Raw genomic sequence first — 24,550 nt, 5'->3', positions numbered from 1 at the left:
TGACCTGCGTATACGCGCGGCAGCTCGAAGCCGCGCCTGGGGCGCTCCTAGTGGAACGCGTGATGAGACAGGAGCGACACGTTCTTGTCCGCACACCCGGTCGTCCGGTGGCGGACGAACTGGGAGTCGTAGGAGTCCGGCACGAAGACCCGGAACCCGTCCACCTCGGTCGGCTTGCAGGCCGAGGCCGGGTAGTTCTCGGCCGTCGACTCGGAGATCTCGCTGACCGCCACCTGACCCGGCTTCATGATCACCGTGCGCCACTTGCCCTCACGCGCCGCGGGCGCGCCCACCTGGGTGCCGTCGCCGCCCCCGACGTACGACAGCCCGCCGAAGCCACCGAGGGCACACGCTTGGTCGGAGACGTTGGTCAGCGTGATCTCGCCGAACCGTGAGCCCGCGCCCGCGTCGGTCGCGCGATAGCCGGCCTTCAGGTCGGCGTCGGCACACTTCGGCGTCACCGGATCCGCCGGCGCAGGGTCGAAAGAAGAAGACTCAGTCCTCACCGGCGAACCCCCCGTGGCCGCCGGTGAGGACTGAGTCGGGGACGATGCCGCGCTGCTCGCTTGGGAGGGGTCCGCGGTCCCGGAGGCAGATGGTGACGCGTCGACCGCCCCGTCCGTCGTCGACGCACAACCTCCCGCCGCGAGCACGCCGAGGATCCCGAGACCGACCATCATCAGCCGCATGTGCCGCATCGTCGCTCCTCGAGTAGCAGACAATTCATCGTCCCACCCCTGAGACGTGCGGGCGTCCCGGTCCGTTGCATCTCAATTCGAGATTTCTTCAGACCCTGCCGTCAAGGCCTGCCGTCGTACGCCGTCCGAGCAGCGTCGACCTCCGGCATGTGCTCCTCGGCCCAGGCCTTGAGGTGGCCGAGGACCGGAAGCAGCGTCTGGCCGAGCGGGGTGAGCTCGTAGTCGGTCCGCACCGGCACCGACGGGGTCACCGTGCGGATCAGCAGGCCGTCGCGCTCCATCTTCCGCAGCGACTGGGTCAGCATCTTCTGGCTCACCCCCTCGATCTGCGAGGCCAGCTCCGAATACCTCAGCGGCCCGCGGAGCCCCAGCGCCACGATCGCCAGGCTCACCCACTTGTCACCGATCGTGTCCAGCAGCCGCCGGCTCGGACACAGCGCGTTGAACGCGTCGAATCCGCTGGGCCGCTCGGCCGTCGTCGTCCCCATGGCAGACCTCCAGGTGCGTACGCCACTTCAAAGTGCCTTCTTCCCAAAGGAGAGTAGGGCACCGAAAGTAGTACTGCAAGGACGCCATCCACCGCAAAGGACGAACACCATGTACGCACTCATCTCCCGCGCCGGCGACCCGACCCCGCGCCTCGAGGAGCTCCCGGCACAGCCGCTCGGCCCCGACGACATCCGGGTCGAGGTCGCCGCGGCCGGCTTCACCCTCTTCGACGCCTTCGTCGCCGCCGACCACGCCCCCATCGGCCTGCCCGACGTGATCGGGCTCGGCTTCGACTTCAGCGGCGTGGTCACCGAGATCGGCGAGGCCGTCTCCGGATTCGCCGTCGGCGACAGGGTCGCCGGGTTCCACGGCGACCCGGCCGCCGGCACTCGCGCCCACGCGACCGAGGTCGTCCTCGCCGCCGCCGACGCGGCCACCCTTCCCGACGGCCTCGCCCTCGAGGCAGCCGCCGCGGCTCCGCTCAACGCCCTCACCGCCCGCCAGGCGCTCGACCTGCTCGGCACCGAGCGCGGCAGCCTGCTCGTCACCGGAGCCGCCGGCGGCGTCGGCCTGTGGGCACTGGCTCTCGCCAAAGCCGACGGTTGGACGGTCGACGCCGTGGTACGCCCCGGCACCGAGCATCTCGTCACCGGCGCCGACCGCACCCTCACCGAGATCGAGCCGGGCACCCACGACGCCGTCCTCGACCTCGCGGCCCTCAACGAACCGGCCTTGGCAGGCGTACGCGACAACGGCCGTTACGTCAGCGTCAAGCCCGGCCGGGCCCCGGAACCGGAGCGCGGCATCGAGGTCTCGACGGTGATGAGCCACGCCGACGGGGCGGCACTCGCCGATCTCCTCCAGCTGGCCGCCGACGGCACCGTGCCGACCAGGATCGCCGCGACCCGTCCGCTCAGCAAGGCCGCCGAGGCCTACCAGGAGGCCGTCGCGGCACCGGGCTCCGACGGGCGCTGGCTGCTCGTGCCCTGAGGACGTACAAATGGCGAAGGCCCCGCCTCCCGAGGGAGGCGGGGCCTTCGTCTGACTACTGGATCACGACTGGTACGAACCGAAGTCGAAGTCGTCCAGCGCGACGGCCTGGCCGCCGGTGTTGCCGAACTCGTAGTCGTAGTTGTCGTAACCGGTCACGGAGTACGCCGCGGCGCGAGCCTCATCGGTCGGCTCGACCTTGATGTTCCGGTAGCGCTCCAGGCCGGTGCCGGCCGGGATGAGCTTACCGATGATGACGTTCTCCTTCAGACCGCGCAGCGAGTCGGAGCGGCCGTTGATGGCAGCGTCGGTGAGGACGCGGGTGGTCTCCTGGAAGGAGGCCGCCGACAGCCAGGACTCGGTGGCCAGCGAGGCCTTGGTGATGCCCATCAGCTCCGGACGACCCGAGGCCGGCTTGCCGCCCTCGGAGACCACGCGCCGGTTCTCCGACTCGAAGTCGATACGGTCGGCCAGGTCGGACGGCAGCAGGTTGGTGTCACCGGACTCGAGCACCGTGATCCGGCGCAGCATCTGCCGCACGATGATCTCGATGTGCTTGTCGTGGATGGACACACCCTGCGACCGGTACACGGCCTGGACCTCGTCGACGAGGTGCTGCTGCGTCTTGCGGACACCGAGGATACGGAGGACCTCCTTGGGGTCCGGCGTACCGACGGTCAGCGGAGCACCGACCTCGATGTGGTCACCGTCGCCGACCCGCAGCCGCGAGCGGCGCGAGACGACGTACTCGATGACGTCCGAACCGTCGTCCGGGGTGACCAGGACCTTGCGGGCCTTGTCGGTCTCCTCGATCTCGATCCGTCCGGCGACCTCGGAGATCGGCGAGACACCCTTCGGCGTACGCGCCTCGAAGAGCTCGACGACACGCGGCAGACCCTGCGTGATGTCGTCGGCCGACGCCACACCACCGGTGTGGAACGTACGCATGGTCAGCTGGGTGCCGGGCTCACCGATGGACTGGGCGGCGATGATGCCGACCGCCTCACCGATGTCGACGAGCTTGCCGGTGGCCAGCGAGCGGCCGTAGCACTTGGCACACGTACCGGTGCGGGCCTCACAGGTGAGGACCGAACGGACCTTGACCTCGGTGATGCCGGCGCGAACCAGCTCCTCGATCTTGACGTCGCCCAGGTCCTCACCGGCGACCGCGAGAACCTCGCCGGTCGACGGGTGCTCGATGTCGACGGCAGCCGTGCGAGCGTACGCAGCGGTCTCGGCGTTGTCGTCCTTGACGACGACGCCGCCCTGGTCGACGCCGATGACCTTCGGCAGACCGCGCTCGGTGCCGCAGTCGTCCTCACGGATGATGACGTCCTGCGAGACGTCCACCAGACGACGGGTCAGGTAACCCGAGTCGGCGGTACGCAGCGCGGTGTCGGCCAGGCCCTTACGAGCACCGTGGGTGGAGATGAAGTACTCCAGGACGGAGAGACCCTCGCGGAAGTTCGACTTGATCGGCCGCGGGATGATCTCGCCCTTCGGGTTGGCCACCAGGCCTCGCATGGCGCCGACCTGGCGGATCTGGTTGAAGTTACCCGAAGCGCCCGAGGTGACCTGCATGTAGATCGGGTTCTTGCGGTCGAACGCGGCCTCCATCGCAGCACCGACGACCTTGGCGGCCTCGGTCCAGATCTCGACGAGCTCCTGACGGCGCTCCTCGTCGGTGACCAGACCACGCTCGAACTGCTTCTGCACCTTGGCAGCCTGAGCCTCGAAGGTCTCAAGGATCTCGGCCTTGTTCGGCGGCGTGGTGACGTCGTCGATGGAGACCGTGACACCCGAACGGGTGGCCCAGTGGAAGCCGTTGTCCTTGAGCGCGTCCAGCGACGCCGCGACCTCGACCTTGGTGTAGCGCTCGGCCAGGTCGTTGATGATCGCTCCGAGCTGCTTCTTACCGACCTCGTAGTTCACGAAGGGGTAGTCGGCGGGGAGGGTGTCGTTGAAGATCACCCGGCCCAGCGTGGTCTCGACGACGATCGGGTCACCCGCGGTCCAGCCCTCCGGCACGTCGTATCCGACGGACGGGACGATGTCGTCGAGGCGGATCTTGATCTTCGACTGCAGCGTGATCTCGAGGTGGTCGAAGGCCATGATGGCCTCGGCCGGGGACGAGAAGGCACGGCCCTCGCCGACCTCACCCTCGCGGTCGGAGGTGATGAAGTACAGACCGATGATCATGTCCTGGGTCGGCATGGTGACCGGACGACCGTCGGACGGCTTGAGGATGTTGTTGGTCGAGAGCATCAGGATGCGAGCCTCGGCCTGGGCCTCCGCCGACAGCGGCAGGTGGACAGCCATCTGGTCACCGTCGAAGTCCGCGTTGAACGCGGTGCAGACGAGCGGGTGCAGCTGGATGGCCTTACCCTCGATCAGCTGCGGCTCGAAGGCCTGGATGCCGAGGCGGTGCAGGGTGGGCGCACGGTTCAGCAGAACCGGGTGCTCGGTGATGACCTCTTCGAGGACGTCCCACACGACCGGACGAGCACGCTCGACCATCCGCTTGGCGGACTTGATGTTCTGAGCGTGGCTCAGGTCCACCAGGCGCTTCATCACGAACGGCTTGAACAGCTCCAGGGCCATCTGCTTCGGCAGACCGCACTGGTGCAGCTTGAGCTGCGGACCAGAGACGATGACCGAACGGCCGGAGTAGTCGACGCGCTTACCGAGCAGGTTCTGACGGAAGCGACCCTGCTTGCCCTTGAGCATGTCGGAGAGCGACTTCAGCGGGCGGTTGCCCGGCCCGGTGACCGGGCGGCCACGACGACCGTTGTCGAACAGCGAGTCGACGGCCTCCTGCAGCATCCGCTTCTCGTTGTTCACGATGATCTCGGGAGCACCGAGGTCGAGGAGACGCTTGAGGCGGTTGTTGCGGTTGATCACACGACGGTAGAGGTCGTTGAGGTCGGAGGTCGCGAACCGGCCACCGTCGAGCTGCACCATCGGGCGCAGGTCCGGCGGGATGACCGGGACGGCGTCGAGCACCATGCCGGTCGGCTTGTTGCCGGTCTTGCGGAAGGCGTCGACGACCTTGAGGCGCTTGAGCGCGCGGACCTTGCGCTGACCCTTGCCGGTGGCAATGGTCTCGCGCAGGTTCTCGACCTCGGCCTCGATGTCGAAGCCCTCGAGGCGCTTCTGGATCGCCGTGGCGCCCATGTGGCCCTCGAAGTACTTCCCGAACCAGGTCTTCATCTCGCGGTAGAGCAGCTCGTCGCCCATGAGGTCCTGGATCTTCAGGTTCTTGAAGGTGTCCCAGACCTCGTCGAGACGGTTGACCTCACGCTCGGTGCGGTCACGCAGCTGCTTCATCTCGCGCTCGGCGCCGTCCTTGACCTTGCGCTTGGCGTCGGACTTGGCGCCCTCGGCCTCGAGCGCGGCCAGGTCGGTCTCGAGCTTCTTGGCGCGGTCGTTGATCGCCACGTCGAGCCGGCCGGTCAGCATCTTGCGCTGCTGGTCGACCTTCGCCTCGAGCGAGGACAGGTCGCGGTGACGCGCGTCCTCGTCGACGGAGGTGATCATGTACGCAGCGAAGTAGATGACCTTCTCCAGGTCCTTCGGCGCGAGGTCGAGCAGGTAGCCCAGCCGCGACGGAACGCCCTTGAAGTACCAGATGTGGGTCACCGGGGCGGCGAGCTCGATGTGGCCCATCCGCTCGCGGCGTACCTTGGAGCGGGTGACCTCGACGCCGCAGCGCTCGCAGATGATGCCCTTGAAGCGCACGCGCTTGTACTTGCCGCAGTAGCACTCCCAGTCCCGGGTGGGACCGAAGATCTTCTCGCAGAAGAGGCCGTCACGCTCGGGCTTGAGCGTGCGGTAGTTGATGGTCTCAGGCTTCTTGACCTCGCCGTGGCTCCACGCGCGGATCTCGTCCGCGGTGGCCAGGCCGATCTTGAGCTGATCGAAGAAGTTGACGTCGAGCACGGTGGCTTCCAGTTCCTTCGTTAGTTCTTGGAAAGTTCAAAGGGGACTGAGGGAGGGGAGGTACGCCCGGAGGCGCACCTCCCGCTCGTCAGACTTCCTCTACGGAAGAGGGCTCGCGACGGGAGAGGTCGATGCCGAGCTCCTCGGCGGCGCGGAAGACGTCTTCCTCCGCGTCACGGAGCTCGATCGCCGAACCGTCCTGGCTCAGCACCTCGACGTTCAGGCACAGCGACTGCATCTCCTTGACGAGAACCTTGAACGACTCCGGGATACCCGAGTCGGGGATGTTCTCGCCCTTGACGATCGCCTCGTACACCTTCACACGGCCGGGCACGTCGTCCGACTTGATGGTGAGGAGCTCCTGCAGGGCGTAGGCGGCGCCGTACGCCTCCATCGCCCAGACCTCCATCTCACCGAAGCGCTGGCCACCGAACTGGGCCTTACCGCCGAGCGGCTGCTGGGTGATCATCGAGTACGGACCGGTCGAACGCGCGTGGATCTTGTCGTCGACCAGGTGGTGCAGCTTGAGGATGTACATGTAGCCCACGGCCACCGGCTCCGGGAACGGCTCGCCGGAGCGACCGTCGAAGAGGCGGGCCTTGCCGTCGGTGCCGACCACACGCCGACCGTCCCGGTTGGGGAGGGTCGCGCTGAGCAGACCGGTGATCTCGTCCTCACGCGCGCCGTCGAAGACCGGGGTGGCCACCTTGGTGCCCGGCTCGGCCTTGTCGGCGTGGATCTTGATGAGGCGCTGCTTCCAGGCGCTGTCCTCGGGGTCCTCGGAGAGGTTGAGGTCCCAACCCTGCTTGGCGAGCCAGCCGAGGTGGAGCTCCAGGACCTGTCCGATGTTCATACGACGCGGAACACCGAGCGGGTTGAGCAGAACGTCGACCGGGGTGCCGTCCTCCATGAACGGCATGTCCTCGACCGGCAGGATCTTCGCGATGACGCCCTTGTTGCCGTGACGGCCGGCGAGCTTGTCACCCACGGAGATCTTGCGCTTCTGCGCCACGTAGACCCGAACCAGCTGGTTCACGCCCGGGGGCAGCTCGTCGCCCTCCTCACGGTCGAAGACGCGGACACCGATGACGGTGCCCTCCTCGCCGTGCGGAACCTTCATCGAGGTGTCGCGGACCTCGCGCGCCTTCTCACCGAAGATCGCGCGGAGCAGACGCTCCTCCGGGGTCAGCTCGGTCTCGCCCTTCGGGGTGACCTTGCCGACCAGGATGTCACCGGTGGTGACCTCGGCGCCGATGCGGATGATGCCGCGCTCGTCGAGGTCGGCCAGCATCTCCTCGGAGACGTTCGGGATGTCCCGGGTGATCTCCTCCGGACCCAGCTTGGTGTCGCGGGCGTCGACCTCGTGCTCCTCGATGTGGATCGAGGTGAGGTAGTCCTGCTGCACCAGACGCTGGGAGAGGATGATCGCGTCCTCGTAGTTGTGGCCCTGCCACGACTGGAAGGCGACCAGGAGGTTGGCACCCAGCGCCATCTCGGCACCCTGGGTCGCCGGACCGTCGGCCAGCGGGGAGCCGACCTCGACCCGGGCGCCCTCGTCGACCAGCGGCTGCTGGTTGACGCAGTTGCCCTGGTTGGAGCGCTCGAACTTCGCGAGCTTGTAGGAGGTGTAGGTGCCGTCGTCGTTGAGGGTCTCGATCAGGTCGGAGGAGACCTCCTTGACCACACCGGCCTTCTTCGCGACGAGCACGTCACCGGCGTCGACAGCCGCGCGGTACTCGATGCCCGTGCCGACCAGCGGCGAGTCGCTGCGGACCAGCGGCACCGCCTGACGCTGCATGTTGGCGCCCATGAGCGCACGGTTGGCGTCGTCGTGCTCGAGGAACGGGATCAGCGCGGTCGCGACCGAGACCATCTGGCGCGGCGAGACGTCGATGTAGTCGACCTCGTCGGCCAGGAGCTCGGAGACCTCACCGTCGCGCTGGCGGACCAGCACGCGCTCGGTCGCGAACTTCATGTTCTCGTCGACGGCCGCGTTGGCCTGCGCGATGACGTAGCGGTCCTCGTCGTCGGCGGTCAGGTAGTCGATCCTGTCGGTGACGACACCGTTCTCCACCTTGCGGTAGGGCGTCTCGACGAAACCGAACGGGTTGATCCGGCCGAAGGAGGCCAGCGAACCGATCAGACCGATGTTGGGACCTTCAGGGGTCTCGATCGGACACATCCGGCCGTAGTGCGACGGGTGGACGTCTCGGACCTCCATGCCGGCGCGGTCACGGGAGAGACCACCCGGGCCGAGAGCCGACAGACGCCGCTTGTGCGTCAGGCCCGCGAGCGGGTTGTTCTGGTCCATGAACTGCGACAGCTGCGAGGTGCCGAAGAACTCCTTCAGCGCAGCGACCACGGGACGGATGTTGATCAGGGACTGCGGCGTGATCGCCTCGACGTCCTGGGTCGTCATCCGCTCGCGCACCACCCGCTCCATACGAGCCAGGCCCGTACGCAGCTGGTTCTGGATCAGCTCGCCGACCGTCCGCATCCGGCGGTTGCCGAAGTGGTCGATGTCGTCGGCGGCGATGTCGATCGTGCCCTGCGGCATGTCGAGCTGGGCGCGCCCGTCGTGCAGCGCCACGACGTACTTGATCGTCGCGACGATGTCGTCGACGGTCAGCGTCTGCTGGTCGAAGGCCTCGGTCAGACCGAGCTTCTTGTTGACCTTGTAGCGACCGACCTTGGCGGTGTCGTAGCGCTTCGGGTTGAAGTAGTAGTTGTTCAGCAGCGTCTGCGCGGCCTCACGCGTCGGGGGCTCGCCCGGGCGCAGCTTGCGGTAGATGTCGAGCAGCGCGTCGTCCTGAGCGGTGGTGCTGTCCTTCTCGAGGGTCAGCATCATCGACTCGTACTCGCCGAACTCCTCACGGATCTGCTCGTTGGTCCAGCCGAGGGCCTTGAGCAGCACGGTGACGTTCTGCTTGCGCTTGCGGTCGAGGCGGACGCCGACCAGGTCGCGCTTGTCGATCTCGAACTCAAGCCAGGCGCCGCGGCTCGGGATCAGCTTGGCGGTGTAGATGTCCTTGTCGGACGTCTTGTCGGCGGTGCGCTCGAAGTAGACGCCCGGGGACCGGACGAGCTGCGAGACGACAACACGCTCGGTGCCGTTGATGACGAAGGTGCCCTGTTCGGTCATGAGCGGGAAGTCGCCCATGAAGACCGTCTGGCCCTTGATCTCACCGGTGTCGTTGTTGGTGAACTCCGCCGAGACATAGAGAGGCGCGGAGTAGGTGAAGTCCTTCTCCTTGCACTCCTCGACGGTGTACTTGGGGTCGTAGAAGACAGGGCTCTCGAACGAGAGGGACATCGTCTCCGAGAAGTCCTCGATCGGGGAGATCTCCTCGAAGATCTCCTGTAGACCGGACTTGTGAGACACGTCCTCGCCCGCTGCTTCGCGGGCGGCGACCTGCTCCTGCCAGCGCTCGTTACCGATCAGCCAGTCGAAGCTGTCGGTCTGGAGGGCGAGGAGCTTGGGAAGCTCGAGAGGCTCTGAGATCTTAGCGAAAGAGATGCGGCGAGGGGTGGAGTCACCCGACGAGGTGCGCGCGGCCAAGAGGAATCCTTCGACAAGGTTCGCAGGTGGATTCGCGCTGCCGACCACCGAACAGCCACCGGGCAGGCTGAGGGGCATATGAAGGCATGCGCAAAGCGCCATAGTACGGCACAAAAGCGCACTTCACAACACCGGGCCCAATTAAAAGTCCGGCGTACCTTCATTCACACCTGCGGCGCTCGAACCTCGGCGTTGTCGGTGCAGTGCCATTGTCGAGCATCGCGGATGATCATGCGCCCCATCGGCACTCCGGGTCAAGCATCCGCGCCAATCGGTCCGAACCACGGAAATGTTATTCCAATCACTTGACAGGTAGCGCAAAGGTCTGGAAGCCCGGGCTGACCTGGCCTAGTCCTTGCTGGGCTGGGTCTCGACCTTGTCCACCAACCACTCGTCGCCGACCTTGGCCATCGTGAGCATCGCGTACTCCTGGTAGCCGATCGGGGTGCTCCGCTGGGCGTTGGTGACCTGGCGGTCGACCAGCACGAGGATCTGCACGGTGTCCTCGGAGACCCGGATGACACCGGCGTCGACCGGGGCGAGCGTCTTCACCACGGTCTTCGTCTCGGGGACGTTGTCGACGAGCACCGCGAAGAGCCGGTCGTAGTCCTCGCGGTAGTCCTTCGTCATCACGTCGTGAGCCTTGCTCTTCGACTCGTCCATCTTGCTGTAGTCGTAGGAGAGCAACGGGACGACGGCCTTCTTCGCCGCCTCGAGCGCGTCGCCGCCCTGCTCCTCGACGAGGAGCTTGTGGTTGCGGGTGATCTGCTTGCCCACCGCACCCTCGACCGTGCTGGTCGTGACGTTGTTGTTGGAGACGGTGGCGACCTTCTCCTGCCCGAAGAAGACCACGCCGGCAGCGACGACCGCGGCCAGGGCGAGCGTGCCGGCGGCGACCAGGCCCCACGTCGGGAGCAGCGGCAGCGTACGGCCCTCGGCCGCCGTCGCCTCGGCGTCCGGCTCCTCGTCGGCAGGCTCGTCGTCCTCGGGCTCGTCGTCGGTCGCGTCGGCTGCCGCCTCGGCCTCGACATCGGCTGCCTCGTCGGTCTCGACGGGGTCCTCGGCGTCATCCTCCTCGGCCGCAGCCTCCTCGAGAGCGGCCAGCTCCGCGTCGTACGCAGCGCGCTTCTTCTCGTCCAGCAGGACGGCGGCGGCTTCGTTGAGGGTGCGGAAGCGGCGATCGGTCGGGTCCAGGTCGGCGATCGCGGACTTCCACGCCGCGCGGATGTCGTCGGTGGCGGCATCGGGCTCGACGTCGAGCAGGTCGTACCAGGTCGGACTAGTCATCGTGGAACTCATGGTGTCACCCCTTCGCTGCTTTCGGCTGTAGGAGCTTCCTCGGCGGGGTACCAGTCGTCGACCAGCCACTTCCCGTTCTGCTTCACGAGCTCCACCTCCGTCCGGGCGAGCTGGCGCGCCGCCTCGACGCGCTCCTCGGAGCCCTCGGCCTTCGGGTAGGTGATCGCGAGCTCGGCGACGACGAGCACGGTCGCGCTGTCCTCGTCGAGGCCGGCGACGCCGGTGCTGTGCACGTTCGTGGTGCGGCCGACGCCCTGCTGGACGACGGTGGCCTCGGCGAAGGCGACGTTGCCCAGGAAGCTCTTCTCGAACTTCGGCGTCAGCAGCTCACCCACCCGCTCGCGATACTTCGGCATCGTCTTCTTGTCGGCGCCGACGTCGTCGGGACCGTAGGTGTTGACCCGGTCGACGAACTTGTCGGCCGCCGCCATCACCTGCTCGCGCTGGCTCACCACCGAGTCGTCGGCGCCGCGGGTCAGCTGCCAGCCGACGTAGCCGACGGCAGCCAGGATCACGGCGATCAGCAGGGCCAGGACGCCCCAGCGGAGCAGTGCGCCCCGCTTCGCGGTCGTCTGGTCGGTCTCTGCGCCGGTCTCCGTGTCGGGTCCGGGGTCGGTCGTGGTGCTCAAGACGGATCACTCTCTGTGGTCAGCGGCTCCAGGAGCCATTTCCAAGCGTCAACACCGTACGCCGCGGGCGGTTCGGTGTTGATTCGGCAGCACTCCGGGGCCCCGACCCCGGTCGGCTGCGTGATGGTCAGGGATGCGGCTACTCGGTCTCCATCGGCTGGAGGTAGAGCCACTTCCAGGCGTCCTCGCCGTAGGAGGCGGGAGCAGGGGTCGACACCGTGGTCTCCTCGGCCTCGCCCCAGGTGAGCTCGCCGGTGTCCGGGTCGAAGCTGGCGATCGAGTCTGTGCCACCGACGGCGGCACGCGGCACCTGGCTGGAGCCACGAGGGTTCGACTTGCTCGGGTCCTCGGTGCAGGAGACCTCCGTGTTGAACGGACGGCTCTGCAGGTCCAGCGGACTGCGCTTCTTCGTGCTCTCGTAGCCCTTCTTGCACGGCGCCTGGGTGGTCAGCGCCAACCCGAAGTGAGCCTGTGCCAGGCCGGGGTGGCCGACGTCGACGACCGCGAAGCTGCCCTCGACGACGACCGGGAAGATCGAGAGCAGGTGCCTGACGCCGGGCAGGTTCTTCTGGACCACCTTGCCGGTCACCAGCACCTCGTTGAGGAGCTCGCTGATCTCCACGTCGTTCTGCTCCAGGAACTGCCGCAGCTCGACCGAGCTGGCCGAGCCACTCTCGATCAGCCTGATCAGGTCCTTGTTGGAGCCGGCCAGGGTGCCGGTGAACAGCTCCAGGTCGGAGGCGAACGACTTGATCGCCGAGCTGCTGTCCAGCTGGCCCTGGAGGACGGTGTTGCTGTCGCGGATCAGCTGGGTGGTGAGTCCGAAGTTCTGGTCGGCGGTCTCGACGAAGGCGGTGCCGGTGTCGATGATGGTCTGCAGGTCCTGACCGGTGCCGGCGAAACCCTTGCCGAGCTCGTCGATGGTCGTCGTGAGCGCCTTCTGGTCGACCGAGTTCACCGTCGTGGTGACGTCCTCGAGGAGCTTCTCGGTCGGCAGCGGCGTGGTCGTCGCGGCGCGGGCGATCTCGGAGCCTTCCTCGAGGTAGGGCCCGCCCTTCGACTGGGGCTGCAGCTCGACGTACTGCTCACCGACGGCGGAGCGGTTGCCGACCACGGCGAGGCTGTCGGCCGGGATCTTGTCCTTCCACTCCTTGTCGATCTTCAGGGTCACATCGACACCACTGCGGTTGAGCACCAGCTCACCGACCTGGCCGATCTTGACGCCTCGGTAGTCGACCTCGGCGTCCTCGTAGATACCGCCGGACTGCGCGAAATGGGCCATCACGACGTAGTGGTCCTTGATGAACAGAGACCCCAGGCGGGCGTAGCGCGCACCGACGAAGCTGACCCCGACGAGGGTGATCAGCAAGAAGATCATCAGCTGCATCTTCGTACGGCGGGTGATCATGAGACGCCCTCCTGGTGAGTGTTGCTCGAGGTGCTCAGCGCGGGGATCATCAGCGAGGTCAGCCCCGGGTCGAGCTCCTTGCTGAGCTCGTCGTACGTCACCGCATGCGTCCCTGGGGTCGCCCCGGCACGACAGAACAGGAGCAGCACGCACCCGGAGCCGTCCTCGGTGGTGCTCCCGCCGCTGGTCGAGGGAATCCCGAGCCCGAGCAGGCCGTCGAGCGTCTTCCCGATCGAACCCAGCACACCCGTCACGCAGGCCTGGGGCGCCGACTTGGACTGTCCGGTCAGCACCTCCTGGCAGGTGTCGATGGCGCTGGCCAGCCCGCCGTCCTTGCAGACGTTCGTGAGGTTGTTGAGCCAGTCGAGAGCCGTCTTCTCGTCCGGGTACGTCTTGAGCTTCCGGTTGATCTCCTCGAGACCCCAGCAGACGGTGCTGCCGACCCGAGGAGCGTTCTGGAGCAGCGTGTCGAGGTTGAGGTCGACGGTGACGTCGAGGTTGACGAAGTCACCCATGTGCAGGTCGCGCGCCGCCTGCGGCGAACCACCGACCGCCGCGTCGACGAACGGATAGGTGAGGATCGTGTTCATCGCCCTGACGAAGTCGTCGCCGGAGTCGGCCAGGTTCGACAGGACCGGCTTGAGGTCCTTGATGATGCCGATGGTGTTGTCCTTGGACGCCCGGATGACGCGTACGCCGGTGTCACCGAGCCGCTCCAGGGCCTTGAGCATCTTGACCAGGTCGGCGCGCTGCTTGTCGATGCTGGAGATCGCCGAGGGCAGCTCGTCGAGGGCGGCGTCGATGGAGCCCATCTGCGCGTTGGTGGCCTTCGCGAGCGCATCGAGCGCCTCGATGGCCGCGACGATCTTCTCCTTGTTGTTGTCGAGGTCGCGCGCCAGCTTCTCCACCTGGTGGAGTACGGAGCGGGCGGAGTCCTCGCGGCCGGCGAGCGCCTTGTTGAGCTCGGTCGAGATCGTCTTCAGCTGGGCGACGCCACCACCGTTGAGCAGCAGGCTCAGCGCACTGAAGACCTCTTCGATCTCCGGGTTGCGGCCGGTCTGCGACAGCGGGATGGTCGAGCCGTCGGCGAGCTTGGTCGACTCGGGCTCGGCCGGCCGCTCCAGCGACACGAACTTCTCGCCCAGCAGGGAGGTCTGCTGGATCGACGCGCGGGCGTTGCTCGGCAGGCTGACGTCCTTCTTCAGCAGCATCTCGACGGTGGCGACACCGTCGTCGAGCCAGATCTTGTTGATCTTGCCGACGTCGATGTCCTCGAGCTTGACGGTCGACTGGGGCACCAGATCGAGGGTGTCCTCGAACTGCGCGGTGACCGAGATAGCGTCGTCACCGGCGTCCACACCGCCCGGGAGCGGCAGGTCGTAGACGGAGAACGTGCCGCAGCCGGTCAGCATCAGAGCACCGGCGACCACACCGACGAACGCCTGGACGGCGCGCTTCATCGTCGTCATCGTTTCACCTCCACGAGGCCGCCGAGCGACATGTCATAGGGCACTCCGTAGGACGACCCCGTGCCGAGACCGATCGCCGCGGAGCGGTTCAGCCCCGGCAGCTGCCGGATCTGCGTGCAGATCTCGGCGCTGCTGCCGTTGGTCGCCTGGTCCACGAGGCTGCACAGGAACGAGGCCGGGTTCTCGAGGATCTCGTCGAGGAGCATGGTGATGTTGGCGTTGGTGTCGAGCGTGCCGGTCTCCGGGTTGTACGCCAGACCCAGGTTGTTGAGCGCCAGCGGTGCGGTCCGGAGGCTCTCGTCGAGCGCCTTGCGCTGCCGCACCAGGACCTTGCCGATCCGGTTGAGGCTCTGGATGTCCTCGCGCAGGATCGACTTGTTGTCCCGGACGAACTGGGTCACCTTGGTCAGCGCCACCGAGAGGTTCTTCATCGACGCGGCGAGCTCTTCGCGCTCACCCTCCAGCATCGAGGAGACCTCGGCGAGCGCCTGGGCGAAGTCGCGTACGGTCTTGTCGTTCTCGGCGAGCGTGCCGATGAAGCCTTCGAGCTGCTCGGCGGAGTCGAAGAACTGCTCGTCGCGGTTGTCGAGCGTCTTGGTCAGCTTGCCGAGGTCGCCGACGGTCGAGTTGATCTTCTCGCCCTGGCCGCCGAGGTTCTTCGCGGTCTGCTGCAGCAGGTCGGTGAGGGCGCCGTTCTTGTTGGCTCCGTCGGGACCGATCGCGACGACGAGGTCGTCGACGCTGGAGTAGATCTGGTCGAGCTCGACCGGGACCGAGGTCTTGGCGGTGCTCAGCACCGCACCGTCGGCCAGCTTCTTGCCGCCGTCGTAGGCGGGCGTGACCTGGACGTAGCGGTCGCCGACGATCGACGGCGAGATGATCACTGCCTTGGCGTCCGCGGGCAGGTCGACGTCGCCCTTGTATTCCAGGGTGACCTTGACGTCGGTGCCGTTCGGCTCGACCGCGGTGACCTTGCCGACGGCGACCCCGAGGACGCGCAGGTCGCTGCCCTCGTAGACGGAGACGGTGCGCGGGAAGTGCGCCACCAGCGTCTTCTCGCCGGTGTCGCGGACCAGCGCCCAGGCCCCGACCCCGAGGACGAGAGCACCGATGATGATCGGAACGATGAACTTGTTCACGCCGTCACCCCCGTAGCGCAGGCGCCAGAGTACGGCCGCGGCGGCGTGAAGGGCTTCATGTTCACTCGCTGTCGCTCGTTCATGGGGTCCTCCCGGTGAGCGCCGGGACGGGAGGCATGTTCTGGATGTAGGTGTCCCACCACGGGCCGTTGCCCAGGGTGTTGTTGAAGACCTTGTAGAACGGCGCCATCAGCCGCAGGGACTTCTCGAGGTTCTCCTCGTTCTTCGTGAAGACGTCGAGGATCACGTCGAGGCTCTCCAGCGCCGGCTTGAGGTCGGCGCGGCTGTCGTCGACCAGCTGGGAGAGCTCCTTGGAGAGCTGCTGGGTGGAGATGAGCAGGTTGTGGACCGCCTCACGCCGCTCGACCAGCGCCGCGAAGAGCTGGTTGGCGTCGTTCATCAGCGTGATCAGATCCCCGTCGCGCTCGTCGAGCACCTTGGTCACCCGGTCGAGCTGGGTGAGCAGCGACTCGATGCGCTCGTCCTTGGCAGCCAGGTTGCGGGAGAGGTCGGAGACGCCGGTGAGGGCGGCCTGGAACTCCTCCGGCGTCGACCGGGTCAGGTCGGCGAGCGTGGTGAGCGCCGCTGCGAGCTGGTCCTTGTCGATGTTGGCTGAGGTGTCGGCCAGGCCCTCGAAGGCCTCGACCACGTCGTAGGGCGACTCCGTGCGGTCCACCGGGATGGTGGCACCCGCCTTCATCTGGCCCTCGCCTGCCGGCTGCAGCTCGAGGAACATGTCGCCGAGCAGCGTCTTCACGCGTACGCCGGCTCCGGAGTTCTCACCGAAGTTGACCTTCTCGCGGATCTTGAAGCCGACCTTGACCTGGTTGCCGTCCAGCTCGATCGAGTTGACCTTGCCGACCCGGACACCGGCCACCCGGACCTCGTCGCCGGACTTCAGACCACCGGCCTCGGAGAAGTTGGCGTAGTAGGTGGTGCCGCCACCGATCAACGGCAGGCTGTCGGCCTTGAAAGCCATCACCAGCAGCATCAGGAGGACGGCGATCGAGACGATGCCGATCTTGACCGGGTTACGTTCACGGAAGGGAATCATCCGAGGTTGCACCTCTTCTGACCGGGCTCGTAGAGCGGAATCTCGAGGTCCTTGCCCTCAGGGTCTCGGATCGTGCCGCGCAGGCCGCACAGGTAGAAGTTGAACCAACCGCCGTAGCTGGCCGTCGCGCCGATCTTGTCCAGCTTGATCGGCTGGAGCTCGAGGGCGTTGTCGAGCTGGCGCTTGTCCTTGGCCACCTCGTCGGAGAACCTCCGGGCCTGCCGCAGGTCCTCCAGGAGCGGGTCCTTCGCGTCGTGCACCAGGCCGGCGGTCTCCACGGAGAGCGCCGAGATCTGGTCCAGGGAGCCGAGGATCGCCTCGCGGTCGTTGTTGAGGCCGCCGACGAAGTCACGGAAGGTCACGATCAGGCTGGAAAGCTCCTTCTCGCGATCGCCCACGTGCTCGAGCACCTCGGTGAGGTTGTCGATCAGGGCGTTGATGACCTGGTCCTTCTCGGCCAGCGTCGAGGTCAGCGAGGCGGTGTGGGAGAGCAGGCTCTCCAGCGTGCCGCCCTCACCCTGGAAGACCTGGACGATCTCGTACGAGAGGGTGTTGACGTCGTTGGGCGACAGCGCCTGGAAGAGCGGCTTGAACCCGTTGAAGAGCACCGTCAGGTCGAGCGCCGGGTGGGTCTGTCCGACCGGGATCGTCTGGCCCTCCTGCATCGCGGAGGCGTCGCCGACCAGCTGCTTGGTCAGAGCGAGGTAGCGCTGGCCGATCAGGTTGCGGTACTTGATCGTCGCCTCGGTCGTGGTCGCGATCTGCTGCGCGCTGTCGACGGTGAAGGTGACCACCGCGCTGCGGGCATCCTCGGAGATCTCGATGCCCTTGACCGAGCCGACCTTGACCCCGGAGATACGTACGTCGTCGCCCTTGTTCACGCCGGTGACGTCGGTGAAGACCGCCTTGTACTCATCGGTCTGCCCGAAGGTGACGTTGCCGATCGTGATCGCGAGCAGGCTGGTGGCCAGGGTGGTGACGATCACGAAGACGACCAGCTTCCAGAAGTCCTGGAAGGTCTTGGCGTCGAAGAGCTTCACTGCGCTCATTCGTAGGTCACCTCCGCTCCACGTGCGGCCGGACCGAGCATCAGCGCACCGAGGTCGGGGACCTCGTCAGCGCTCATACCCATACCCGGGGCGAACAGCTCGTTGATGACGTCGGCCTCGGCCGACGTACCGACATAGGACAGGGCCGAGTAGCCGGTCGTCCCGGTGGCGGAGCGCATGACACCCTTTCCGGTGGGCTCGTCGACACCGTCGTCCTTGTTCGGGAAGGGCGCGAACGGCTTCTTCTGGCTCCAGGACGCGTTCGGCATCTCACCGCAGTAGGGCCCGCTGTCCTCGCCGTAGCGCGGCTTGTCCTTGGTGGAGTAGGGACGCGCCTGGTGCGGCAGGGTCTCCAGGGTGATGTGAACGGTGTTGTTGCGGAACACTTCGGTGAACTCGTCGGTCAGGATGTCCATGCCCCCGATGAGGCACGGGAACATCGGGGCGTAGCGGGCCAGCGTCTGGGTGACCGGTCGACCGACCTCGCCGACCTGGATCAGGGTGTCGCCGTTGTCGTCGAGGAACTTGTCGGCCGTGTTGGAGAACGCGGTGACGTCGGTCAGCATCTTCTTGAGCTCCACCTCGCGGTCCTCGAGGGTGGTCGCGGTGATGATGGTGTTGCGCAGGATCTGACCGATCTCCGGGAGCACGGCCTGATAGGTGCCGGAGACCTCGGTGGCGAGCTCGAGGTCCTCGATCAGCGCCGGGATCTCCGGGTTCAGCCGCTTCAGGTAGGAGTCGAGCGTGTCGAGCGACTCCCCGAGCTTGTCGCCGCGGCCCTCGAGCGCGGTGGCGAGGGCGTTGAGCGTGTTGTTGAGGTCGGCCGGCTGGATCGTGCGCAGCAGCGGGTAGAGGTCGCGCAGCACGGCCTGGACCTCGGTGGCCATCTTGGTCTTCTCGATGACGGCACCGGCCTTGATCGGCTCGGTGAAGTCGGTGTCGGGCGGGACCAGCGAGACGTACTTCTGGCCGAAGAGGGTCTTGGGGAGGATCGCGCCGGTCACGTCCGGGTGGACCTTGCTGATCTCCTCGGGGAACAGGCCCAGGGTCAGCTCAGCACCGTCGTCGGTCGGCTTCATGTCGAGGACCTCGCCCACGAGCAGGCCACGAACCTTGACGTCGGCACGCTCGGGGAGCTGCAGGCCGATGCGGTCGGCCTTGAGGGTGATCTCCTCGTACTGGGCGAACCTGTTGGTGAACTGCGCCCAGGTCAGGACGAGCGCGGCCAGGAGCAGCGCGAGGAAGACGATCCCGAGGATCTTGCCCTTCTGCCTGCCCCAGGCGAGCGCAACGGCGCTCCGCTTGTGAGGCGTGGGCAGGTCGTGATGGATCTCGTCACGAGTCAGTGTCTGGGTCATCCCGCCAACCTCACTGTCGTCGTGCTGCCCCAGATCGCCATCGAGAGCATCAGGTCGAGCACGGACACGGCGACGATGCTCGTACGCACCGCCTTACCGACCGCGACACCGACCCCTGCGGGGCCGCCGGAGGCGTTGTAGCCGTGGTAGCAGTGGATCAGGATCACCACGACCGAGAAGATCAGCACCTTGCCGAAGGACCACAGCACGTCGCCGGGCGGCAGGAAGGTGTTGAAGTAGTGGTCGTACGTGCCGGAGCTCTGTCCGTAGAAGAGCGTCACCGTGAACCGGGTGGCGACGTAGGAGGAGAGCAGGCCGACCACGTAGAGCGGCACGATCGCGATCAGGCCGCCGATGATCCGGGTGGTCACCAGGAACGGCAACGACGGGATCGCCATCACCTCGAGCGCGTCGACCTCCTCCGAGATCCGCATCGCACCGAGCTGGGCGGTGAACCCGCAGCCGACCGTCGCGGCGAGCGCGATGCCGGCGACCAGGGGCGCGATCTCACGGGTGTTGAAGTAGGCCGACACGAAGCCCGAGAACGCCGAGGTGCCGAGCTGGTCGAGGGCGGTGTAGCCGGAGAGCCCGACCTGGGCACCGGTGAAGAAGGTCATCGCCAGGATCACGCCGACGGTGCCGCCGATGACGGCCAGCGCGCCGGAGCCGAGGGTGACCTCGGCGAGGATCCGGAGGATCTCCTTCTTGTAGCGCGTCAGGGTGCGTGGGGACCACGCGAGCGCGCGCAGGTAGAAGCCGAGCTCGTCACCGAGGTGGTCGAGGCTCTTGGCAGGCTTCTGGTAGATCGCCTTGATGTTCGCCATCCGTCTCGCCTCCTCAGGTCTTGCTCGGAACGATCTGCAGGAAGATCGCAGACATCACGAAGTTGACGATGAACAGCAGCAGGAAGGTGATGACGACCGACTCGTTCACGGCGTCACCGACGCCCTTCGGGCCGCCACCCGCGTTCATGCCCTTGTACGCAGCCACGATCGCCGCGATCAGACCGAAGATGAGCGCCTTCGCCAGGCCCTGCCAGAGGTCGGCCATCTGGGCCAGTGCGGTGAAGCTGGCCAGGTAGGCACCCGGGGTGCCGCCCTGGATGATGACGTTGAAGACGTACCCGCCCATGACGCCGACGATCGAGACCAGACCGTTGAGGAAGACCGCGATCATCATCGCGGCGAGTACACGCGGGACCACCAGACGCTGGATCGGGTCGATGCCCAGAACCATCATCGCGTCGAGCTCTTCACGGATCTTCCGGGCACCGAGGTCGGCGGCGATCGCCGAACCTCCGGCACCCGCGACCAGCAGCGCGGTCGCGATCGGGGCAGCCTGCTGGACGACCGCGAGGACCGCGGCCGATCCGACGAAGGACTGCGCACCGAACTGGACGACGAGTCCACCGACCTGCAGCGCGATGACCGCGCCGAAGGGGATCGCGACCAGCGCGGTCGGGACGATCGTCACCGACGCGATGAACCACGCCTGCTGGATGAACTCTCGGAACTGGAAGGGGCGCCGAAACACGGCTCGCCCCACGTCCAGACCGAACGCGAAGAGTGAGCCAGCGGTCCCGATCGGCTTCAGGACCCTGGCGGCGGTCAGAGATGACATCAGTGAGGAGCCTCTGTGGGGTCTGCTTTCACTCCGCCGGGGGCCATGGCCGCATCTGCTCTGAAGGATCCCGGCGGCGGGGTGACACCGTTCTCTCGGCACCAGGCGCCCGGCGGACGCTGGTACTTGCGCGGAATGCCGTTGGACGGCTCGAGCTGCATCGGGATCGGCGGCAACGGCGGCAGACCCATGTCCTTCTCAGCGGCCAGCTCGTCGGCGTCCTTCTCCTCCGACATCCCGATCGGGCCGATCGTCTGGGCGTTGAGGAACTGGCGCACCACCGGCTCCTCCGAGCTCAGCAGCATCTCACGGGGACCGTACATCGCCAGGTGCTTGTGGTAGAGCAGGCCGATGTTGTCCGGCACCGTCCGCGTCGAGTTGATGTCGTGGGTCACGATCAGGAACGTCGCATCGATCTGCGCGTTCAAGTCGATGAAGAGCTGGTTGATGAACGCCGTACGCACCGGGTCCAGGCCCGAGTCGGGCTCGTCGATCAGCAGGATCTCGGGGTCGAGGACCAGAGCCCGCGCCAGACCGGCACGCTTGCGCATACCACCGGAGATCTCACCGGGGAGCTTGTTCTCCGCACCGATCAGACCGACCAGGTCCATCTTCTCCATGACGATGTTGCGGATCTCGGACTCGGACTTCTTCGTGTGCTCACGAAGCGGGAACGCGACATTGTCGAACAGATCCATCGAACCGAACATGGCGCCGTCCTGGAACAGCACACCGAACAGCTTGCGAACCTCGTAGAGGTCTCGCTCCGAACAGCTGGCGATGTCGACACCCTCGATGACCACCGAGCCCTGGTCGGGCTTGATCAGACCGATCAGCGTCTTGAGGAGCACCGACTTACCCGTGCCCGACGGCCCCAGCATCACGCTGATCTCGCCCGCAGGCAGGGTCAACGAGACATCTCTCCAGATGAGCTGCTTACCAAAGCTCTTGGTCAGCCCTTCGATCTTTACGTCTACACCCATCCGGGCCGGCTCCCTTCCTGTTCGCGGGGGTCTCCCTCAAGTCCCCTACTGCCGACTAACGGCAGTATGTGACGGGGGTTACGCACTTCCTGCGACACGCGTCACACTTTTGTAAACCATAGTGGCCTGCGAACGATGACGGTGATCACCACCCGAGACGAACTCCCCCAGCCAACACGTCGACGGTCGGATTGCGACCTTTCACGCCCGGTGTGTGTTCAAGATAACGAAACAAGCCGCGAGTTGCTACTCGGGAGTAGCAACCCACGGCTGAACGATCGCGGCGCTGCGCTGAAGCCTGACCGATCTGTTGCGGAACTGTGTCCGCGATGTAGAAAGCCCGGGCCCGGCGGAATCCGCCGAACCCGGGCTCTCAAGGGCCGAAGCCCTCAGATCACTTGACGGTGACCGTGGCGCCGGCGGCCTCGAGGGCCTCCTTCGCCTTGTCAGCGGTCTCCTTGTTGGCGGCCTCGAGGACAGCCTTGGGGGCACCCTCGACGAGCTCCTTGGCCTCCTTCAGACCGAGGGAGGTCAGGGCGCGCACCTCCTTGATGACGTTGATCTTCTTGTCGCCAGCGGACTCGAGGATGACGTCGAACTCGTCCTTGGCCTCCTCAGCGGCGGCGGCCGGGGCGCCCGGGGCGCCGGCAGCGGCAACGGCGACCGGAGCGGCGGCGGTGACGCCGAAGGTCTCCTCGAACTCCTTCACGAACTCGGAGAGCTCGATGAGGGTGAGCTCCTTGAAAGCGTCGAGCAGCTCTGCGGTGGTGAGCTTCGCCATGATGGCATTTCCTTTCGTGGTGGCATCCCGGCGTTTCGCCCGCCGGGGACCGGGTTACAGGTGGTGTGGACCGAAGCCTTCTCAGGCCTCGGCGGTCGCCTCGGCCTCAGCAGCCGGGGCCTCCTCGGCGGCGGCCGGCGTACCAGCACCACCTGCGAGGATCGAGGGGTCCTCCGCGGCCTTGGCCTCGAGAGCGGCAGCGAGCTGCGCGGTCTTCGAGGGCAGAGCGTTGAAGGCGTACAGAGCCTGCGACAGCGACGCGGTGAACGCGCCCGCAAGCTTGGCGAGCAGGACCTCGCGCGACTCGAGGTCGGCAAGCTTGCCAACCTCAGCAGCGTCGATGGCCTTGCCGTCGAGGTACCCGCCCTTGATGACAAGGTTGGGGTTGGCCTTGGCAAAGTCACGCAGACCCTTGGCCGCCTCGACGACGTCACCCTTGATGAAGGCGATCGCGGTCGGGCCGGTCAGCAGGTCGTCGAAGCCTTCGATGCCGCTCTGGGAGGCAGCGATCTTGGCCAGCGTGTTCTTGACCACGGCGTAGTTTGCGTTCTCACCGAGCGAGCGGCGAAGAGTCTTCAGCTCGCCCACGGTGAGACCACGGTACTCGGTCAGCACGGCACCGCTGGAGGCGCTGAACTCGTCAGCGATCTCCGCGACGGCAGCCTGCTTGTCAGCCCGCGCCATGGGTCTCCTTCTTCCGGGAATCGATCCCACCGGCGAGGGCCCTCAATGACAAACGCCCCGAGCGCAGGCTCAGGGCGTGACGTACGATCTCGTCTTGCTCTTCACCTACGCTGGCCGTCCGCATCCTGCGGAACCTTCGATCGAGTGCGTGCGCACCTGACAACCGGCGGTCTCTGGTTTCAGACAACAATTATGCGTACGCCGCGGGGTGCCGCCAAATCGACGGGCAGTACCTTGGCGGCATGGAGAGCCACACCTTCGGAAGGATCGGGCGCTCGGCGTCCGTCATCGGTCTCGGCACCTGGCAGCTCGGCGCCGACTGGGGCGAGGTCAGCGAGTCGGACGCGCTGGCGGTGCTCGAGGCCGCGGTGGGCGACGGGGTGACCTTCCTCGACACCGCCGACGTCTACGGGGACGGCCGGAGCGAGCAGGTGATCGGGCGGTTCCTGCGGTCGCGCGACGGCATCTTCGTGGCGACGAAGATGGGGCGCCGGGTGGACCAGGTGCCCGCCAACTACACGCTCGCAGCCTTCCGCGAGTGGCTGGACCGCTCGCGCACCAACCTCGGGGTCGACACCATCGACCTGGTGCAGCTGCACTGCCCGCCGTCGGAGACGATCGAGTCCGCGGCCACCTACGACGCGCTGGACACCCTGGTATCGGAGGGGGTGATCGCTGCGTACGGCGTCAGCGTGGAGACCTGCGACCAGGCCCTGGCAGCGATCGCGCGGCCCCACGTGGCCTCCGTCCAGATCATCCTGAACGCGTTCCGGCTCAAGCCCTTGGATCTCGTGCTGCCGGCGGCCGCGGAGGCCGGGGTCGGGATCATCGCGCGGGTGCCGCTCGCCTCCGGGCTGCTGTCCGGGCGCTACTCGGCGTCGACGACCTTCGCCGCGGACGACCATCGCTCCTACAACCGCCACGGCGAGGCCTTCGACGTCGGCGAGACCTTCTCCGGTGTCGACTACGCCACCGGGGTCGAGGCCGCCCAGGAGTTCGCCGCTCTGGTCGCCGAGCACGGCCCCGAGGACGCGACACCCGCGCAGGTCGCCCTCGCCTGGGTCACCCAGCAGCCCGGCGTCACCACCGTCATCCCCGGCGCCCGCAACACGTCCCAGGCCCACGCCAACTCCGCCGCAGGCTCGCTGCCTGCGCTCTCCGATGCGCTGCTCTCCGGCGTACGTCAGATCTACGACACCCACTTCCGCGAGGCCGTCCACTCGCGCTGGTGACGCCCCTCGCCGAGGCGTCACTCCCGCAGGCCGAAGCGTCAGCCCCGTGGGGGGGGGGGGGGGGGGGGGGGGGGGGGGGGCCCCCGCGCGGGGGGGGGGGGGGGGGGGGGGGGGGGGGGGGGCCGGGCGCCCCCCCCCCCCCCCCCCCCGGGGGGGGGGCGGGCCCGCGC

General features: G+C 66.9%; 19 protein-coding genes. 2 read left to right on the top strand and 17 right to left on the bottom strand.

Annotated features, from left to right (window positions below):
• Window positions 1–47: 47 nt before the first annotated feature.
• Both ACIRON_RS21915 and ACIRON_RS21910 read right to left on the bottom strand, forming a co-directional pair.
• Window positions 48–506: a DUF4232 domain-containing protein gene (locus ACIRON_RS21915; protein WP_402995439.1), complete on the bottom strand. Its 459-nt coding sequence runs from the start codon at window positions 504–506 to the stop codon at window positions 48–50.
• A 293-nt stretch (window positions 507–799) separates the two neighbouring features.
• Window positions 800–1,186, bottom strand: a complete 387-nt coding sequence (locus ACIRON_RS21910; RefSeq protein ID WP_402995437.1) for a winged helix-turn-helix transcriptional regulator — start codon at window positions 1,184–1,186, stop codon at window positions 800–802.
• 109 nt (window positions 1,187–1,295) lie between these two features.
• Here ACIRON_RS21910 and ACIRON_RS21905 point away from each other — a divergent pair, with 109 nt between their 5' ends.
• The gene (locus ACIRON_RS21905; RefSeq protein ID WP_402995435.1) at window positions 1,296–2,177 is read left to right on the top strand and encodes an alcohol dehydrogenase catalytic domain-containing protein; all 882 of its coding nucleotides are present in this window, start codon (window positions 1,296–1,298) and stop codon (window positions 2,175–2,177) included.
• A 63-nt stretch (window positions 2,178–2,240) separates the two neighbouring features.
• On the opposite strand, the gene ACIRON_RS21900 is transcribed toward ACIRON_RS21905, so the two are convergent.
• The 15 genes from ACIRON_RS21900 to rplJ form a co-directional block, all read right to left on the bottom strand.
• A complete protein-coding gene (locus ACIRON_RS21900; RefSeq protein ID WP_402995433.1) occupies window positions 2,241–6,116 on the bottom strand; it encodes a DNA-directed RNA polymerase subunit beta' in 3,876 nt (1,291 codons plus the stop codon).
• A gap of 88 nt (window positions 6,117–6,204) precedes the next feature.
• Window positions 6,205–9,675, bottom strand: a complete 3,471-nt coding sequence (gene rpoB, locus ACIRON_RS21895) for a DNA-directed RNA polymerase subunit beta (protein WP_402995431.1) — start codon at window positions 9,673–9,675, stop codon at window positions 6,205–6,207.
• Between the two features lie 348 nt (window positions 9,676–10,023).
• Complete coding sequence (locus ACIRON_RS21890) at window positions 10,024–10,974, bottom strand: J domain-containing protein (protein ID WP_402995429.1); 951 nt, start codon at window positions 10,972–10,974, stop codon at window positions 10,024–10,026.
• Window positions 10,971–11,603: a hypothetical protein gene (locus ACIRON_RS21885; RefSeq protein ID WP_402995427.1), complete on the bottom strand. Its 633-nt coding sequence runs from the start codon at window positions 11,601–11,603 to the stop codon at window positions 10,971–10,973. Before ACIRON_RS21885 ends, ACIRON_RS21890 begins: the two co-directional genes overlap by 4 nt.
• A gap of 139 nt (window positions 11,604–11,742) precedes the next feature.
• On the bottom strand, window positions 11,743–13,011 hold the full coding sequence (locus ACIRON_RS21880) for an MCE family protein (RefSeq protein ID WP_402995425.1): 1,269 nt from the start codon (window positions 13,009–13,011) through the stop codon (window positions 11,743–11,745).
• Window positions 13,008–14,480, bottom strand: a complete 1,473-nt coding sequence (locus ACIRON_RS21875) for an MCE family protein (RefSeq protein WP_402995423.1) — start codon at window positions 14,478–14,480, stop codon at window positions 13,008–13,010. The genes ACIRON_RS21880 and ACIRON_RS21875 overlap by 4 nt, the downstream gene beginning before the upstream one ends.
• Window positions 14,477–15,619, bottom strand: a complete 1,143-nt coding sequence (locus ACIRON_RS21870; protein WP_402995421.1) for an MCE family protein — start codon at window positions 15,617–15,619, stop codon at window positions 14,477–14,479. The genes ACIRON_RS21875 and ACIRON_RS21870 overlap by 4 nt, the downstream gene beginning before the upstream one ends.
• A 79-nt stretch (window positions 15,620–15,698) precedes the next feature.
• On the bottom strand, window positions 15,699–16,673 hold the full coding sequence (locus ACIRON_RS21865; protein ID WP_402995419.1) for an MCE family protein: 975 nt from the start codon (window positions 16,671–16,673) through the stop codon (window positions 15,699–15,701).
• Window positions 16,670–17,722 (bottom strand): MCE family protein, encoded by a 1,053-nt coding sequence (locus tag ACIRON_RS21860; RefSeq protein WP_402995417.1) that lies wholly within the window; start codon window positions 17,720–17,722, stop codon window positions 16,670–16,672. Before ACIRON_RS21860 ends, ACIRON_RS21865 begins: the two co-directional genes overlap by 4 nt.
• Window positions 17,719–19,080 (bottom strand): MCE family protein, encoded by a 1,362-nt coding sequence (locus tag ACIRON_RS21855; protein WP_402995415.1) that lies wholly within the window; start codon window positions 19,078–19,080, stop codon window positions 17,719–17,721. Before ACIRON_RS21855 ends, ACIRON_RS21860 begins: the two co-directional genes overlap by 4 nt.
• Window positions 19,077–19,904 (bottom strand): ABC transporter permease, encoded by an 828-nt coding sequence (locus tag ACIRON_RS21850; protein ID WP_091042758.1) that lies wholly within the window; start codon window positions 19,902–19,904, stop codon window positions 19,077–19,079. The genes ACIRON_RS21855 and ACIRON_RS21850 overlap by 4 nt, the downstream gene beginning before the upstream one ends.
• Window positions 19,905–19,917: 13 nt before the next feature.
• Entirely contained in the window at window positions 19,918–20,700 is a 783-nt protein-coding gene (locus ACIRON_RS21845; protein WP_402995413.1) for an MlaE family ABC transporter permease, read from the bottom strand.
• Window positions 20,700–21,683: an ABC transporter ATP-binding protein gene (locus ACIRON_RS21840; RefSeq protein WP_402995411.1), complete on the bottom strand. Its 984-nt coding sequence runs from the start codon at window positions 21,681–21,683 to the stop codon at window positions 20,700–20,702. The genes ACIRON_RS21845 and ACIRON_RS21840 overlap by 1 nt, the downstream gene beginning before the upstream one ends.
• A gap of 394 nt (window positions 21,684–22,077) precedes the next feature.
• The gene (rplL, locus tag ACIRON_RS21835) at window positions 22,078–22,464 is read right to left on the bottom strand and encodes a 50S ribosomal protein L7/L12 (RefSeq protein WP_091042766.1); all 387 of its coding nucleotides are present in this window, start codon (window positions 22,462–22,464) and stop codon (window positions 22,078–22,080) included.
• A gap of 81 nt (window positions 22,465–22,545) precedes the next feature.
• The gene (rplJ, locus tag ACIRON_RS21830; protein WP_091042768.1) at window positions 22,546–23,148 is read right to left on the bottom strand and encodes a 50S ribosomal protein L10; all 603 of its coding nucleotides are present in this window, start codon (window positions 23,146–23,148) and stop codon (window positions 22,546–22,548) included.
• A 242-nt stretch (window positions 23,149–23,390) separates the two neighbouring features.
• On the opposite strand from rplJ, the gene ACIRON_RS21825 reads away from it, so the two are divergent.
• The gene (locus tag ACIRON_RS21825; protein WP_402995408.1) at window positions 23,391–24,380 is read left to right on the top strand and encodes an aldo/keto reductase; all 990 of its coding nucleotides are present in this window, start codon (window positions 23,391–23,393) and stop codon (window positions 24,378–24,380) included.
• Window positions 24,381–24,550: the final 170 nt, after the last annotated feature.

Origin of the sequence: Nocardioides sp. NPDC101246 (genome assembly GCF_044767415.1) — a bacterium.
GTDB lineage: Bacteria > Actinomycetota > Actinomycetes > Propionibacteriales > Nocardioidaceae > Nocardioides.
This window is presented reverse-complemented; position numbering and strand designations above follow the sequence as displayed.

What these genes read in the sequence shown, in the direction of transcription:
- ACIRON_RS21840 (WP_402995411.1), bottom strand. Translation starts at nt 21,683, where the DNA reads ATGGGTGTAGACGTAAAGATCGAAGGGCTGACCAAGAGCTTTGGTAAG.
- rplL (WP_091042766.1), bottom strand. Translation starts at nt 22,464, where the DNA reads ATGGCGAAGCTCACCACCGCAGAGCTGCTCGACGCTTTCAAGGAGCTC.
- ACIRON_RS21890 (WP_402995429.1), bottom strand. Translation starts at nt 10,974, where the DNA reads ATGAGTTCCACGATGACTAGTCCGACCTGGTACGACCTGCTCGACGTC.
- ACIRON_RS21865 (WP_402995419.1), bottom strand. Translation starts at nt 16,673, where the DNA reads ATGATTCCCTTCCGTGAACGTAACCCGGTCAAGATCGGCATCGTCTCG.
- ACIRON_RS21850 (WP_091042758.1), bottom strand. Translation starts at nt 19,904, where the DNA reads ATGGCGAACATCAAGGCGATCTACCAGAAGCCTGCCAAGAGCCTCGAC.
- ACIRON_RS21860 (WP_402995417.1), bottom strand. Translation starts at nt 17,722, where the DNA reads ATGAGCGCAGTGAAGCTCTTCGACGCCAAGACCTTCCAGGACTTCTGG.
- ACIRON_RS21910 (WP_402995437.1), bottom strand. Translation starts at nt 1,186, where the DNA reads ATGGGGACGACGACGGCCGAGCGGCCCAGCGGATTCGACGCGTTCAAC.
- ACIRON_RS21825 (WP_402995408.1), top strand. Translation starts at nt 23,391, where the DNA reads ATGGAGAGCCACACCTTCGGAAGGATCGGGCGCTCGGCGTCCGTCATC.
- ACIRON_RS21875 (WP_402995423.1), bottom strand. Translation starts at nt 14,480, where the DNA reads ATGACGACGATGAAGCGCGCCGTCCAGGCGTTCGTCGGTGTGGTCGCC.
- ACIRON_RS21845 (WP_402995413.1), bottom strand. Translation starts at nt 20,700, where the DNA reads ATGTCATCTCTGACCGCCGCCAGGGTCCTGAAGCCGATCGGGACCGCT.
- ACIRON_RS21855 (WP_402995415.1), bottom strand. Translation starts at nt 19,080, where the DNA reads ATGACCCAGACACTGACTCGTGACGAGATCCATCACGACCTGCCCACG.
- ACIRON_RS21905 (WP_402995435.1), top strand. Translation starts at nt 1,296, where the DNA reads ATGTACGCACTCATCTCCCGCGCCGGCGACCCGACCCCGCGCCTCGAG.
- ACIRON_RS21880 (WP_402995425.1), bottom strand. Translation starts at nt 13,011, where the DNA reads ATGATCACCCGCCGTACGAAGATGCAGCTGATGATCTTCTTGCTGATC.
- rplJ (WP_091042768.1), bottom strand. Translation starts at nt 23,148, where the DNA reads ATGGCGCGGGCTGACAAGCAGGCTGCCGTCGCGGAGATCGCTGACGAG.